Below are 15794 nucleotides of genomic sequence, written 5' to 3' on the forward strand. Positions count from 1 at the left end.
GCGGTAAAGGCCGCGGCCATCACAGATGAGGAAACATCACCATATGAACGCTCAGTCGACAACGGGAACGCCAGCGGCGCGTCCCGGTTCCACCGGAATGCCGCGCAAGCTGAGCGTTGCCGCCACGACCGCTGCCATTCCTGCAGTGATGATCTCCGCTCTGGCCTTCGCCGAGCCCGCCGACGCCGCCCCCGCGGCACCGCAGAACTCCCTGTTCCCCCAGCTTCCCCTTCAGGCGATCAAGAACCTGAACACCGGGGCGGCCACCGGTGTCACCGCTTCCCAGCTGGCCACCCAGGTTCCGGCAACTCTGCCGGCCGAGTCTTCGGTTCCCACCACCCACCGGATCGTTTCCGGCGACACGGTCACGTCGATTGCCGCACAGTACGGACTTTCCGTGACGGAACTGCTGCGGGTGAACAACCTGCAGGCGACGTCGCTGATCTTCGCGGGAGACGACCTGCGCCTGAGCGGTGCCTCCGCTGATTCCACTGCGCCTGCCGCGCCCGCTCCGGGCGCCTCCGCCGGAACCTACACCGTTGTGTCCGGGGATACCCTGGGTGCCATTGCCGCCAAGCACGGCGTCAGCCTCTCCAGTGTCCTTGCAGCCAATGGACTGACCCTCACCTCCGTCATCTACCCGGGCCAGACCGTCCGGGTCGACGGCCAGACTCCTGCAGCCGCTCCCGCAGCTCCGGCAGCTCCGGCAGCCGTGCAGACCGCAGCCGGCACCGAAGGCGGCTACACGGTTGTTGCCGGCGACACGCTCGGTGCCATCGCGGCCAAGCACGGCGTCAGCCTCTCCGGCATCCTTGCCGCCAATGGCCTGTCTCTGACCTCGGTGATCCACCCCGGCCAGAAGATCAGCATTGACGGCAGCACCGTCAGTGTCACGTCCTCCGCACCCGTGGCCGCCGCGCCTACGGACCTGGTGCCCAGCACGTTCCTGCACTACACCTACCCCGAGCACACGGTGGCCGGCGCCAACCTCAACAAGCAGACGCTCAATTCGCTGCCGGTTCCCGGCCGCGCCCAGATGCAGCAGATCGTTGCTGACACCGCAGTGCAGATGGGTGTTGACCCGGCGCTGGCCCAGGCCTTCGCCTTCCAGGAGTCCGGCTTCGACCAGCGCGCCGTCTCCCCCGCAAATGCCATCGGCACCATGCAGGTCATTCCCTCCTCCGGCGAATGGGCCTCCCAGCTGGTAGGCCGCCAGCTGAACCTGCTCGATCCCTACGACAACGCCACCGCAGGCGTAGCGATCATCAGTGCGCTCCTGCGCAGCAGCGACACTATGGAGGACGCCATCGCGTCCTACTACCAGGGCCAGTACTCCGTCAGCACCCACGGCATGTTCTCAGACACACGCGCCTACGTGAGTTCGGTGCTTGCCCACCGGGCCTCCTTCCAGTAGCCACGGCAGCAACAGAGTGCAGCTGAAGGGTCCGGATCGGGTGTCGATCCGGACCCTTCCGCATCCCGCCATTAGGATCAAATAGTGCATGAGCCCGTGAAAGACTCCCTCGTTGAGACGCTGGTAGACGACCGTTACTTCGTCAGGTCCCTGGTGGCGCGCGGCGGGATGTCCACCGTTTACCTCGCTACCGACCGCCGCCTGGACCGCGATGTGGCGCTGAAGGTGCTGTACCCGCACCTCGCTGCGGACCGTGGCTTCCTGCGCCGATTCGAGAGTGAAGCCAAGTCCGCCGCCCGCCTGTCCCACCCGCACGTCGTCGGCGTCCTGGACCAGGGCATCACCGACAGCCTGGCCTACCTCGTGATGGAATACGTGCCCGGGCGGACTCTGCGGGGACTGCTGGACGAGCGCGGCACACTGTCGCCGCGCCTGGCCCTGGCCCTGCTCGATGCAGTGGTGGAAGGGCTGGCCGCCGCCCACGACGCCGGATTGGTCCACCGTGACGTCAAGCCGGAGAACGTGCTCCTCGCGGACAACGGCCGGATCAAGATCGCCGACTTCGGGCTGGCCCGCGCGGTTTCCACCAATACCAATACCGGAACCCTGGTTGGCACCGTCGCCTATCTGGCACCCGAACTTGTCACTGCAGGCGGCGCGGATGAACGCAGTGACGTCTATTCCGCCGGCATCATGCTCTATGAAATGCTCACCGGGCGCCAGCCGTATACCGGGGATGCGCCCATCCAGGTGGCCTTCGCGCATGTCCACTCCACGGTGCCCGCCCCGTCGGTCCTCTGCCCCGGGCTGGCCGAGGACCTGGACGAGCTGGTCCGCTGGTGTACGGCCAAGGATCCCGAGGAACGCCCGGTCAACGGCCGTGCACTGCTGGGCGAGCTGCGGCATATCCGGTCGTCGCTGAATGACGCGGAGCTGGATTACCGCTGTGCGTCCGGCCCGGCCGGCAGGAAGGCCCCAACCGGTGCACCGACAGAGTCGCTGGCCGGCGCCACGGAGGTCCTGGCCGCAGCCGGTGCCGCCACGAGCGTCATCGAAACCTCTTCACTGCGCCCGGATGCTGGCCAGGGTAATGCCACGGAGGTCATCCGGCGCGGCGGCAACGACACTACCGTTTTCCCCGCCGGCGGACTCGGAACCGGCAACCACGGTGATGCCGACGATGCCGACGGGGATTACGACGACGACGATGACCGGGACGATGATCACGGCGACGACGGCGACCTCAGCCCCGCTGCCCGCCGGCGCCTGGCGAAGCGGGACGAGCGCGACCGGCTCAGGCAGAGCGACCGTGAAGCCCACCGCCCCCAGGTATCCCTCCGCAGCGGCAAGCCACGCCGCCGGGGCATCCTCCTTGCCGTGCTTCTGACAGTCCTGCTTGCTGCCGTTGCCTATGCCGGCTGGTTCTTCGGTGCCGGACCCGGTGCCCTTGTCTCCATCCCGGACGTGAGCAACGTGTCCGCCCAGGAGGCCGGCACGCAGCTGGGCGATGCGGGGCTGAACTACACCACCGACGAGGTGTTTGATGAAGTAGTGGCGGCTGGGCTGGCGGTGGGGACGGACCCCGCAGCCACCCAGGAGGTCCGTCGGTTCCGGCCCGTGACGCTGCTTGTTTCCAAGGGGCCTCAGATGTTCTCCGTACCCAACCTGGCACAGCGGACCATCGAGGCTGCCGAGTCCGACCTTCGGGACGCGGAGCTCGTGCTGGGCGCGGTCACCGAGGAATTCAGCGAAAGTGTTGCCGCCGGAAACATCATCAGCCAACAGCCGCTGCCCGATGAGCAGCTGCGGCTGGGCACCCCGGTGGATGTCACGGTTTCCAAGGGACCCGCACCCGTTGAAGTTCCGCTGGTGACCGGCCTGGCCGAGGCCGCCGCCGTGGACGCAGTCGAAGCCGCCGGGCTCGCGGCCGCCGTCGCCCCGGAACAGGTCAACAGCGTTTCCGTTCCCAAGGGTGCGGTGGTTGCCCAGACCCCCGCCTCCGGCCTGTTGGAGCGGGGAGGGACAGTCACGCTGACCATCTCCCTGGGCCCGCGGATGGTCGAGGTTCCGAACTACGTGGGGCAACGTGCCGAAGTGGCCCGGGAAGACCTCGAGAGCCGCGGGTTCACCGTGGAAGTGGAGAACCTGCTCGGCGGGCTGCTGGGCCTGGTCCGGGACCAGGAGCCGGGCGCGGGCACCGCACCCGAAGGCTCCACCATTGTCCTCAAGGTGGTCTAGGAGGGCAGCAGCGGTCCCGGCAGGAACCCTTTTCCCGCCGGGAAGTCCGTTATTCCCGGCGGGACAGCGCCCCGGCCACCAGGAATGCCATCTCCAGGGACTGCATATGGTTCAGCCGCGGGTCGCAGACGGATTCGTAGCCTTCCACGAAAGCGTCCTGGTCAACGGGATCCGCTCCGCCCAAACACTCGGCGACGTCGTCACCCGTCATTTCCACGTGCAGTCCACCGGGGAATGTGCCCAGTGAGTCGTGCACTTCGAAGAAACCGCGCACCTCGTCCATCACGTCGTCGAAGTTGCGCGTCTTGTAGCCGTTCGGGGATGTGACGGTGTTTCCGTGCATGGGATCGGTGACCCACAGTACCTGGGCACCTGTCGCCGTCACCTTCTCCACCAGGGAGGGAAGCTTCTCGCGGATGTTCCGGGCCCCCATGCGGGTGATGAAGGTCAGCCGTCCGGGTTCCCGGTTGGGGTCCAGCTTCTCGATCAGGGCCAGGGCGTCTTCGGCGCCCGTGTTCGGGCCGAGTTTCACGCCGATGGGATTGCGCACCCGGGACAGGAAATCCACGTGCGCGGAATCCAGGTCCCGGGTCCGCTCCCCAATCCACAGGAAGTGCCCGGAGGTGTCGTACGGCTGGCCCGTGCGGGAGTCCACCCGGGTCAGGGCACGTTCGTAGTCGAGCAGCAGTGCCTCATGGCTGGCGAAGAACTCGACGCGCTTCAGCGCCTCGAAATCCGCTCCGCAGGCATCCATGAACCGGACGGCGCGGTCGATCTCCCGGGCCAGGGATTCATAACGGGAGTGCGCCGGATTGGATGTAAATCCCTTGTTCCAGTGGTGCACCAGCCGAAGGTCGGCGAACCCGCCCTGGGTGAAGGCACGGATGAGGTTCAGGGTGGAAGCGGACGTATGGTACGCCCGTACCATCCGGGCAGGGTCGTGCCGACGGGACTCGGGGGTGAAGTCAAAGCCGTTGACCATATCGCCGCGGTAGGCGGGCAGGGTGACGCCGTTGCGGGTTTCCTCGTTGGATGAGCGGGGCTTGGCGAATTGACCGGCCATCCGGCCCATCTTGATCACCGGGACGGAGGCGCCGTAGGTCAGGACCACGGCCATCTGCAGCAGCGTCCGGACGCGGGCGCTGATCTTATCCGCGGTGGCTGCCTCGAAGGTCTCGGCACAGTCCCCGCCCTGCAGCAGGAAGGCACGGCCCTGTGCGGCCTCCGCGAGGCGGCTGCGGAGCACGTCCACCTCACCGGCGAATACCAGCGGGGGCACCATCGAAAGTTCGGCAATGGCTGCGTCATATCCCGGATCGTCCCGCCAGGACGGCTGCTGGGAGATGGGCAGGGAACGCCAGGTGTCCAGTTCGGGGTGGGCCGCGGACGTCGCCGCTGCACCCGAGAGCATGGTCGGGATGGTCGCGCCAGTTACAGGTGTGTCAGTCACGGCTTAAGCGTACTTGCTCCCCCGATGACACAAACAGGACCGTAACAATCACGCGCCCGGCACGAAACACGGGCACAGGGAGGAGTCCGGGGTGACCCGGATGTCCGAGGTTTCCCAGGGTGCCCTAGGCGGTATGGGAACGCTGGTCGGCGCTGCCGCCGTCGTCCGTGGATGCGGCATCGACGGCACCCGCGGCGGCCCGCCGGCGGCGGGACAGCATGCGGCGCTTGCTTCCGGCATTCGGGACGGCCGCTTCAGCGATGCCTGCCTCAGCTGTGCCTGACTCAGCCGCGCCTGACTCAGCCGCGCCTGTTTCATCCGTGCGTGCGGCCCGCTTCCGGGGCCTGCCCTTGGCCGCCTTGCCCTTGGCCGCCTTACCGATGATGGTCACGGTACCGGGACGTTTGTCCCCGTCCCCGGCGGGCAACGCACCGGGCGCATCGGCGGTTCCGTCCTGCGCTCCGGCGGAAGGAGCGGGAAGACGCACGGCGGCACCGCGGGCCTGGGCAGCCTTGCCGCCCTTGCGTGCAGCCAGCTTTTCCTTGACGGTGCTGGCGTACACGTCCACGTATTCCTGGCCCGAGAGCCGCATGAGTTCATACATGATCTCGTCGGTGACGGACCGCTGGATGAAACGGTCATTCTCCAGTCCGGCGTACCGCGAGAAGTCCAGCGGTTCGCCGACGATAATGCCGATCCGGCGGATATTGGGGATCCGCCGGCCGATCGGCTGGACCTTGTCGGTGCCGATCATGGCGACGGGAATGACGGGCACACCGGTGGAAAGCACCAGCTTGGCAACACCGGTCTTACCTCGGTAGAGGCGCCCGTCGGGGCTGCGTGTGCCTTCAGGGTAGATACCCAGCAGTCCACCGTTCTCCAGAACGTCGACGCCGGCCTTGAGCGAGCTGGCCGAGGCGGCACCGCCGGAACGGTCCATGGGCAGCTGGTTGGCGAGGCGGAAAAACGTCGCTGTGAGCTTTCCTTTAATACCCTTGCCATTGAAATAGTCGCTCTTCGCCAGGAAGCTCACCGGGCGGGGCACCGCCAGCGGAAGGAAGATGGAATCGGAGAAGGAAAGGTGATTGCTCACCAGGACGGCAGGCCCGGATTCGGGGATGTTATCCATTCCCTTGACCCAGGGCCGAAAGAGAAGATTTACCACCGGCCCGATGAATATCGTCTTCATCACCCAATAGAACACGCGGCTTGATCTCCTGTCCGGACAAGACAATTACGAGGGACCCGTTTGGTTCCCCGACTCTACTGTATGCGTGCTCGTCCCCGCTGGTGAATTTCCGCGCACCACGGCTGCCGGCAGTTTGCCGCGTCCAGGGTCCAAAAAGGGTCCTCTAATGCAACCATAGACATATGACTTCCCTCCCGGGCACTGCTGCCTTCTCGTCTGAAGGGCACGGGCCCAATGCAGGCGTAGGCGTGCTCCTAAGCCACGGTTTCACAGGTTCTCCGGTGAGCATGGCGGCTTGGGCACGCTACCTCGCCGACCGCGGCTACGCGGTGAGCCTGCCGCTGCTGCCCGGCCACGGAACCACCTGGCAGGATCTGGCGCGGACACCGTGGCAGCGCTGGTACGAGGAGTACGAGGGCGCCTATTTCTCCCTGCGGGAGCGGACCAACTGTGTGGTGTCGGCCGGCCTCTCCATGGGAGGCACGCTCGCCCTGCGTCTGGCCGCGCGCCAGCCGGTGGCCGGCGTGGCCGTCGTTAACCCGGGTCTGACATTCTCGGACCCCCGGGCACGCTACGCCGGCGTGCTCAAGTACGTGCTGAAATCAGCTCCCTCCATCGGCAATAACATCCGGCTCGAAGGCCAGGATGAGGGTGCCTATACCCGGACCCCGGTGCGGGCGGTGCACCAGCTCGCCAGGCTCTTCCGGGAGACCACCCGTTCCCTGCCGGACGTTACCGCCCCGGTGCTGGCGTTCCGGTCCCGGTTGGACGCGGTGGTGCCCGAATCCAGCATGGACGTGCTGCGCAGCAGGCTCCTCAACGCCGACCTTGAGGTAGTGCCGCTGGAAAACAGCTATCACGTGGCCACGATGGACCACGATGCGCCGCTGATCTTTGACCGGTCCCACGAATTCATTCAGCGCGTCAGCTCCGGGGTGCGGGCATGAGCGAACGCGAACCCGAGAATAACAAGTCCACCGACGAGGAAGCCTGGCTGGACCTGGTGGACCGCCTGGAACATATGGACGCCAGCGAGCCCGTGCGTCCACCGCAGGCCCAGCCGGGCGGCATCCCTGACGCCAGCGGGGACGCCGGCAACGCGGACACCGGCCCGCAGCAGCGCGGCGGATCCGGAGCCGGGCAGGCGCCGCCGTCCCCGGTGGAACGGACCCGGGACATCTTCGCCAACCAGCCGCTGGCAGCAGGCGGGCCGCGGGACTATGCGGCAGCGGAGGACGAGGACGACGACGGCAGCTTCGTTCCGCCCGAGCCGCCGCCGCTCGGCACCGGGGAACCCCTGGTGGTGCTGGGCTGGCTGGGCACGCTGGCAGGTCCGCTGCTGCTGCTGCTCTTCGCAATGTTCTGGCGCGACGCCCCGCTGGCAGTCATTCTGGGAACGGTCGCCGTCTTCGCGGGATCGGCGGGCTACCTGCTTTTCCGGCTGCCCCAGCACCGTGATGACGGCGACGACGGCGCGGCCGTCTAGGCGCAGCGCCCTCCAGAACCGCCGCTCACCGGCGGGCGGCAATCCGCGACAGGTCCGCGGCGCCGATCAGCCCGGCGGCCGGCCCCAGGGCCGCACGCTCCATCCTTGCCGCGGGGCGGAAGCCGCGTCCGGTCAGGTTCCGGGCAAAGGACCGCCGCGCCGGTTCGAGCAGCAGGTCGCCGGCATCGCTCAGGCCGCCGCCGATCACGAACATCCCCGGGTCCAGGGCCGCGGCCAGGTTGGCCAGCCCCAGCCCGAGCCACTGCCCCACCTCGTCAAGCAGTTCAATGCTGGCAGGATCGCCCTCGAGGGCCAGACGGGTGACGACGGCGCCGGTCACCTCATCCGCGTTGCCGCCTACCGCCCGGAGCAGTTCCTGGGCGACCGGCGAATTCGCCGCCGCAAGCTCCCGGGCTTCCCGCCCCAGGGCGTTGCCCGACGCGTATTGTTCCCAGCACCCACGGTTGCCGCATTCGCAGCGGTGGCCACCGGGCATGATGATCTGGTGCCCGAATTCCCCGGCCACACCGAACCGTCCGCGCTCCAGACGGCCGTCGAGCACCATCGCTCCGCCGATTCCAGTGCCGAGGGTGACGCAGACCATCCGGCTCTCCCCCGCACCCACTCCGAACCGGTATTCCGCCCAGGCGGCGCCGTCGGCGTCGTTGACCAGGAAAACCCGGCGGCGCAGCAGCCGCTCCAGGTTTTCGCGGAGGGGTTCGTTGCGCCAGGCCAGGTGCGGGCTGAACAGCACGGTGCCGCCGGCGAGGTCCATCCACCCGGCTGCTCCGATCCCCACGGACCACACATGGTGATCCACCGAAAGTTCACGCACCAGGTCGACGATCACCGCCTCGACTTCCCGGGGATCCTGTCCCGGCGTCGAGCGGCGTGCCTGCTTCAGGACACGGCCGTCCCCGTCGACCAGCCCCGCGGCTACTTTTGTTCCGCCGATATCGATGCCGATGGCCAGACCGCGCCGCCGCATGCGGTTGGACAGCCGCATGGGCCGGCGGTTCGGGAACGGCTCGGTGGCTGCAAGCCGGCGCTGCAGGCGGGTGGAACCGGGCCGGGGAACGGGTGCTGGGTTAACGGAACGCATAAGAAACCTATTCTAAGGAAACGGCAAGAGCAGCGACGCGTTCGTTATCTATCCGCAAGGTTACCGGCGGGTACGAAAATGTGATCTACGTTATAGGCTGACAGTGCCTACGGGCCCACCGGATATCAAAGGAGCTATCGTGCGAGAATTCAGCGTTCCAGTCCTGGCGGAGTCCCCGCCGCAGACAAACATCACCACCATGCTGCTCGACCAGGCAGCCAAGCCCAGCAACCCCGCCCTCTTCGCCGTCCGGAAGGACGACGGTGAATGGGAGCGGATCAAAGCCACCGAGTTCACCAAGGACGTCCGCGCACTGGCCAAGGGCTTCATGGCCAGCGGTATCAAGGCAGGCGACCGGGTAGCCATCATGTCCCGGACCCGGTACGAATGGACCCTCGTGGACTTCGCACTCTGGTTCGCCGGCGCCGTATCGGTACCTGTCTACGAGACGTCGTCCCCGTCCCAGGTTGCCTGGATCCTCAGCGACTCCGGTGCGGCCGGCATTGTGGTGGAGGCCGCCCGGCACGAGAACATCGTCCGCACGGCCGCAGCCGACGAAGACCTTTCCCAGGTCGACAACGTGTGGCAGATCGACGGCGGCGGGCTCGACACCCTGCGTTCCGCGGGCACCTCGATCAGTGACGAAGATCTCGAGGCCCGCCGTTCCACGGCGCAGATGACAGACCTCGCAACCATCATTTACACCTCCGGCACCACCGGCAAGCCGAAGGGCTGCGAACTCACGCACGCCAACTTCGTCGATGTGTCCCGGAACTCCGAGCTGGCAGAGCCCGAAGTTGCCACCGAAGGCTCGCAGACCATCATGTTCCTGCCCCTGGCACACGTCCTCGCCCGCTTCATTTCCGTGCTTTGCGTGGCCACCGGCGCCACCGTGGCACACACCCCCGACGTCAAGAACCTGCTGCCGGACCTGCAGAGCTTCAAGCCCAGCTTCATCCTCGTGGTTCCCCGCGTCCTCGAGAAGGTCTTCAACGCCTCCATGCTGAAGGCCGAAGACGGCGGCAAGGGCAAGATCTTCCACGCCGGTGTCGCGACCGCCGTCGCCTGGTCGAAGGCGAAGCAGGAGGGCAAGGTTCCGTTGAGCCTCACCCTGAAGCACGCCCTCTTCGACCGCCTCCTCTACGGGAAGATCCGCGAGGCCATGGGCGGCAACGTCAAGTACGCCGTCTCCGGCGGTGCCCCCCTGGGCGAACGGCTGGGCCATTTCTTCCACGGCATCGGCCTGCTGGTGCTCGAAGGCTACGGCCTGACCGAAACCACCGCCCCGCTGACCACCAACACTCCGCAGCTGGTCAAGCTGGGCACGGTGGGCGCCCCGCTTCCCGGCAACAGCGTGAAGATCGCGGACGACGGCGAGATCCTCGCCAAGGGCATCAGCGTGATGAAGGGCTACTACAAGCGCCCCGAGCTGATGAACGAAACCTTCACCGACGGCTGGTTCCACACCGGCGACATCGGTGAACTCGACTCCGACGGTTTCCTCAAGATCACCGGCCGGAAGAAGGAAATCATCGTCACGGCCGGCGGCAAGAACGTGGTGCCCTCCCAACTCGAGGACTCGATCCGCGCCGACTCGATCGTCTCCCAGTGCGTTGTGGTCGGGGACCAGAAACCGTTTATCTCGGCCCTGATCACCATCGACGAAGACGCCCTCCCGGGCTGGCTGGAACGCCATAAGCTGCCGGCCACCATGACGGTGACCGAGGTCGCCAAGACCGACGAGCTGCAGAAGGAGCTTCAGGCACTGGTGGACCGGGCCAACAAGAAGGTGTCCTCCGCAGAGGCCATCAAGAAGTTCCGCGTCGTCCCGACGGACTTCACCGAGACCAGCGGACACCTGACGCCGTCACTGAAGATCAAGCGCGCCCAGGTGCTGCGCGACTTCTCCGACGTCATCGACGACATCTACAGCGGACAGCGCGTCTAAGGCACAGCCGGCCCGCGTCCTGAGCCGGGCGGGAACCCCTCTGCTAGAGGCGGTTCCTGCCCGGCTTTTCCTTTGTCTTCAGGGAAAGCAGTGCATTTTCGACAACTTCCGTCAGTGCCGGATGGATCCAGTACTGACCGCGGGCCATGGTGGCGGCATCCAGCCCGAATTCCATCGCCTGGACCAGCGGCTGGATCAGCATGGAGGCCTCATGGCCCATGATGTGGGCACCCAGGAGCCTGCCGGTCTCCCGCTCGGCCAGGAGCTTCACGAAACCGGTGGTGTCCTCCATCGCCCAGCCGTACGCCGTCGATCCGTATTCCTGGACCGCGAGGGCCAGCTCCACGCCGCGGGACCGCGTATCCGCGATCGCCTCATTCTCGGTCATCCCCACGCTTGCGATCTGCGGACTGCTGAAGACCGCCGCAGGAACGAAGCGGTGGTCCATGGCACGCAGGTCTTCGGGGTGCACCAGGTTGTGCGCCACCACCCGCGCCTCGTGGTTGGCCACATGCTTGAGCTGGTACGGGCTGCTGATGTCCCCCAGCGCCCAGAGTCCCGGTACGGGTGTCCCGGAAGCGAAGACGCGGCCGTAGCGGTCCACCGCCAGGCGGCCGTCCCCGGTGACGTCGAAGCCGGCCACGTCCACGCCCAGACGGTCGGTGTTCGGCGTCCGGCCGGTCGCCGCGAGCACCAGGTCCACGTCCACTGCCTGCTCGCCGGCCGGGCCGGAGAGTACGGCGCGCACCGAACCGTCCCCGTTTTCCACCAGTGAGTCCACGGTGGTGTTCAACTGCAGGTCCCACTCCTTGGAGGCTTCGGCCGTGAAGCGTTCGGACAGTGTTGCATCCAGGGAACGCAGCATCTCCCCCGAGCGCACGGCCACGGTGACATCCGAGCCGAAGGCCGAGAAAACGAACCCGAACTCGGCCGCAATGTACCCGCCTCCGATGATCAGTACCCGCGCCGGCAGCTCGTCGATGCGCATCACCGTGTCCGACGTATGGACCTGGGGCAGGTCCATCCCTGGAATATCGGGCAGGACGGGCCGCGACCCGGCGGCCACCACAATCTCATCTGCCGTGATCTTCTCCCCCGACGCTGTCGTGAGGGCGTGGGGGGAGGTGAAGCGGACGTTTTCGCTGATGAGCGTGACGTTCTCCAACTCCTCGTCCCGGTAGCGTCGCCCGCCCTCGGAAATGGCGTCGATGCGGCCGAAGACACGGTCCCGGATGTCCCGCCACCGCACGCCTGCGGAGACCGAATCCACGCCCAGCCGCGCGCCGTCGGCCGCGGCGGCGGCGAGCTGGGCGGGATAGACGAACATCTTGGTGGGGATGCAGCCGACGTTCAGGCACGTTCCTCCAAACGTGCCGCCGTCGATGACCGCTACCTTTTTGCCGTCCCAGTCCGGGGTGATGAGCGAGTTGCCGGAGCCGGAACCGATGATGGCCAGATCGAAGTGAGTCACGCCTTCAGTCTATGCAGTCATCCCCCGGGGACCTCGTTGCGGCTGTCCCCGGGACCCCACCTACTTGGGTGCGATCACGAGCAGGAGGTCTCCGCCCTGCACCTGTTCCACCCGGGAAATGGCAACCCGCTGCACCGTTCCGGCGACCGGGGCCGTAATCGACGCCTCCATTTTCATGGCTTCGATCGTGGCGACCGTTTCCCCCGCGGCTACCTCCGCCCCCTCCTTGGCGGTGACCGTGACGGCGCCGGCGAAGGGCGCCGCGACCTGCCCGGCCTCGGTCGGATCGGCCCGTTCCGCCGCCTTGGTGGAGCTTTCGATGCTGCGGTCCCGCACTGCGACGGGCCGCATCTGGCCGTTCAGGGTGGTCATGACGGTGCGCATGCCCTTGTCGTCGGGTTCGGACACCGCGTCCAGTGCCACGATCAGCCGCACACCCTTTTCCAGTTCAACAATGTGCTCTTCCCCGCGGCGCAGGCCGTACAGGTAGTCGCGGGTCTCGAGCACCGAGACGTCTCCGTAGGTTTCCCGGACGGTCGCGAATTCCTTTGCCGGGCCCGCGAAGAGCAGCCGGTTGAGGGTTTCCTGCCGGGTGGCGGAATCGGCGTGCAGGCCGGCCTTGTCCACTTCGGACAGTTCGACGTCGCGCGGCTTGATCGTGCGTCCCTGCAGCGCCTTGGTCCGGAAGGGTTCCGGCCAGCCGCCGGGCGGGTCCCCGAGTTCGCCGCTGAGGAAGCCGATCACCGAGTCCGGGATGTCGTAGTTCTGCGGATTCTCTTCGAAGTCTTCCGGCGAGACGTTGGTCCCTACGAGCTGGAGGGCGAGGTCGCCCACCACCTTCGACGACGGCGTGACCTTCACCAGGCGGCCCAGGATCCGGTCCGCGGCGGTGTACATGTCCTCGATGGCTTCAAAGCGCTCCCCCAGTCCCAGGGCGATGGCCTGCTGGCGGAGGTTGGACAGCTGGCCGCCGGGGATTTCATGGCGGTAGACGCGGCCGGTGGGGCCGGCCAGGCCGGATTCGAACGGTGCGTAGACGCGGCGTACCGCTTCCCAGTAAGGCTCCAGTGCGCCAACGGCGTCCAGGCTGATACCGGTGTCCCGCTCGGTGTTGGTCAGCGCGGCGACCAGCGAGGACATGGACGGCTGGCTGGTGGTGCCGGCCAGCGGGGAACTGGCGACGTCCACCGCATCCACTCCCGCGTCGGCGGCGGCCAGCAAAGTGGCCAGCTGGCCGCCCGCGGTGTCATGCGTGTGCAGGTGCACCGGCAGGTCGAAACGCTCCCGCAGTGCTGAGACCAGCTTGGCCGCTGCGGCGGGGCGCAGCAGCCCTGCCATGTCCTTGATGGCCAGGATGTGCGCGCCGGCGTCCACCATCCGCTGTGCGAGGTCCAGGTAGTAATCCAGCGTGTACAGGTCCTCGTTAGGGTTCAGCATGTCCCCCGTGTAGCAAAGCGCCACTTCGGCCACGGCCGTGCCGGTCTTACGGACCGCGCGGATAGCGGGCTCCATCTGGGAGACGTCGTTCAGCGCGTCGAAGATGCGGAAGATATCGACGCCGGTGGCCGCGGCCTCCTCCACGAACGCTTCGGTGACCTCCGTGGGATACGGCGTGTACCCCACGGTGTTGCGTCCACGCAGCAGCATCTGGATGCAGATATTGGGCAGCTGGTGCCGCAGCGTTGCGAGGCGCTCCCAAGGGTCTTCACCCAGGAAGCGCAGGGCGACGTCGTAGGTGGCACCGCCCCAGGCCTCCACGGAAAGCAGTTCCGGGGTGAGTGCAGCCACCGCCGGCGCCGCCACGGCCAGGTCCTTGGTCCGTACCCGGGTGGCCAGCAGGGACTGATGGGCATCACGGAAGGTGGTATCCGTGACCGCCAGTTCGGTCCGCTGCCGCAGGTCCGCGGCGAAGCCCTCCGGACCCAGCTCAAGCAACCGCTGCCGCGAACCTGCGACGGGCTCCGGCAGGTCCGCAGGCAGTTTCTCCGCCGGGTCGATGTGGGCCACGGGATCGCCGTAGGGCTTGTTGACCGTCACATCGGCCAGCCAGTTGAGCAACTTGGTTCCCCGGTCGGCCGAGCCGCGCGCATTGAGCAGTTCGGGGCGTTCCTCAATGAAGGACGTGGCCACGTCACCCGCCACGAAGTCCGGATCGTCCAGCACGGCCTGCAGGAAGGAGATATTGGTGGCAACACCGCGGATGCGGAATTCCGCCAGCGCCCGGCGGGCACGGTTAACCGCCACCGGATACGTGCGGCCGCGGCAGGTCAGCTTGACCAGCAACGAGTCGAAGTGCGGGCTGATTTCGGCGCCCGCGTAGACCGTGCCGCCGTCGAGCCGGACCCCGGCACCGCCGGCCGAGCGGTAGGCGGTGATACGGCCAACGTCGGGACGGAACCCGTTTGCAGGGTCCTCGGTGGTGATCCGGCACTGCAGAGCTGCGCCGCGGATCTGCAGTTCATCCTGCTTCAGGCCAAGATCGGCCAGGTTCTCCCCCGCGGCGATCCGCAGCTGGGACTGGACAATGTCCACGTCGGTGATTTCCTCGGTGACCGTGTGCTCCACCTGGACCCGGGGGTTCATTTCGATGAAGACGTGCTGGCCGGCGCGTTCACCCACGGTGTCCACCAGGAACTCCACCGTCCCGGCATTGACATAGTTCAGCGCCTTGGCGAATTTCACCGCATCCCGGTACAGCGCCTGCCGGATGTCCTCATCCAGGTTCGGGGCGGGGGCAATTTCGACGACCTTCTGGTGCCGCCGCTGCAGCGAGCAGTCCCGCTCGAAGAGGTGCACAATGTTGCCTTCGGCGTCCGCGAGGATCTGCACCTCGATGTGGCGGGGCCGCAAAACCGCCTGCTCGAGGAACACCGTGGCATCGCCGAAGGCCGTTTCGGCCTCCCGCATGGCCGCCTGCAGCGCCTCGGGGAGCTTATCGGGGGTGTCCACCCTCCGCATGCCGCGTCCGCCGCCGCCGGCGACTGCCTTGACGAAGATGGGGAAGCCAATGTCCTCCGCCTCGGCGAGCAGCTTTTCGACGTCGGCACTTGGCTCCGTGGAACGCAGCACCGGAATGCCCGCCTTACGGGCGGCATTCAGGGCATGGACCTTGTGCCCGGCCAACTCCAGGATGTCCGCAGCGGGACCTACAAAGGTGATGCCGGCGTCGGCGGCCGCGCGGGCCAGCTGCGCGTTTTCGGACAGGAAACCGTAACCGGGGTAGATGGCGTCGCAGCCGGATTCCAACGCCACACGGATAATCTCGTCCACATCCAGATACGCCCGTACCGGGTGTCCCTCTTCCCCGATCAGATAGGCCTCATCAGCCTTCTGGCGGTGGAATGAATTACGGTCCTCGTGGGGAAACACGGCTACGGTCTTCGCGCCGAGTTCGTACGCGGCGCGGAACGCGCGGATGGCTATTTCGCCCCGGTTCGCTACCAATATCTTCGAGAACATGGGTCTCCTGCGTCGATTACGGATTCGGGGCACCTGG

Annotated in this window: 9 protein-coding genes and 1 pseudogene; 5 read left to right on the top strand and 5 right to left on the bottom strand. The window is 66.9% G+C overall.

Features of this window, described 5'->3' with window-relative positions; all coding sequences use genetic code 11:
• Window positions 1-43 precede the first annotated feature (43 nt).
• Complete coding sequence (locus QNO10_RS09140) at window positions 44-1414, top strand: LysM peptidoglycan-binding domain-containing protein (RefSeq protein ID WP_229947529.1); 1371 nt, start codon at window positions 44-46, stop codon at window positions 1412-1414.
• A gap of 96 nt (window positions 1415-1510) precedes the next feature.
• Complete coding sequence (locus tag QNO10_RS09145; RefSeq protein WP_284162183.1) at window positions 1511-3652, top strand: Stk1 family PASTA domain-containing Ser/Thr kinase; 2142 nt, start codon at window positions 1511-1513, stop codon at window positions 3650-3652.
• A 49-nt stretch (window positions 3653-3701) separates the two neighbouring features.
• Here the strand turns inward: QNO10_RS09145 and QNO10_RS09150 are convergent, their stop codons facing one another.
• Both QNO10_RS09150 and QNO10_RS09155 read right to left on the bottom strand, forming a co-directional pair.
• Entirely contained in the window at window positions 3702-5063 is a 1362-nt protein-coding gene (locus QNO10_RS09150; protein ID WP_229947983.1) for a class II 3-deoxy-7-phosphoheptulonate synthase, read from the bottom strand.
• 562 nt (window positions 5064-5625) lie between these two features.
• Window positions 5626-6306: pseudogene (locus QNO10_RS09155) on the bottom strand (lysophospholipid acyltransferase family protein); the annotation flags it as partial.
• A gap of 167 nt (window positions 6307-6473) precedes the next feature.
• Here QNO10_RS09155 and QNO10_RS09160 point away from each other — a divergent pair.
• Both QNO10_RS09160 and QNO10_RS09165 read left to right on the top strand, forming a co-directional pair.
• Window positions 6474-7238: an alpha/beta hydrolase gene (locus tag QNO10_RS09160; RefSeq protein ID WP_229947528.1), complete on the top strand. Its 765-nt coding sequence runs from the start codon at window positions 6474-6476 to the stop codon at window positions 7236-7238.
• Window positions 7235-7777: a hypothetical protein gene (locus QNO10_RS09165; protein WP_229947527.1), complete on the top strand. Its 543-nt coding sequence runs from the start codon at window positions 7235-7237 to the stop codon at window positions 7775-7777. The genes QNO10_RS09160 and QNO10_RS09165 overlap by 4 nt, the downstream gene beginning before the upstream one ends.
• Before the next feature lie 25 nt (window positions 7778-7802).
• Here the strand turns inward: QNO10_RS09165 and QNO10_RS09170 are convergent, their stop codons facing one another.
• The gene (locus tag QNO10_RS09170; protein ID WP_229947981.1) at window positions 7803-8783 is read right to left on the bottom strand and encodes an ROK family glucokinase; all 981 of its coding nucleotides are present in this window, start codon (window positions 8781-8783) and stop codon (window positions 7803-7805) included.
• A gap of 235 nt (window positions 8784-9018) precedes the next feature.
• Between QNO10_RS09170 and QNO10_RS09175 the strand changes: the two genes are divergently transcribed.
• A complete protein-coding gene (locus QNO10_RS09175; protein ID WP_229947524.1) occupies window positions 9019-10827 on the top strand; it encodes an AMP-dependent synthetase/ligase in 1809 nt (602 codons plus the stop codon).
• Window positions 10828-10870: 43 nt separating this feature from the next.
• On the opposite strand, the gene QNO10_RS09180 is transcribed toward QNO10_RS09175, so the two are convergent.
• Window positions 10871-12298, bottom strand: a complete 1428-nt coding sequence (locus QNO10_RS09180) for a mycothione reductase (RefSeq protein ID WP_229947521.1) — start codon at window positions 12296-12298, stop codon at window positions 10871-10873.
• Between the two features lie 60 nt (window positions 12299-12358).
• The gene (locus QNO10_RS09185) at window positions 12359-15757 is read right to left on the bottom strand and encodes a pyruvate carboxylase (RefSeq protein ID WP_229947520.1); all 3399 of its coding nucleotides are present in this window, start codon (window positions 15755-15757) and stop codon (window positions 12359-12361) included.
• Window positions 15758-15794 lie beyond the last annotated feature (37 nt).

Source organism: Arthrobacter sp. zg-Y919, assembly GCF_030142045.1.
GTDB lineage: Bacteria > Actinomycetota > Actinomycetes > Actinomycetales > Micrococcaceae > Arthrobacter_B.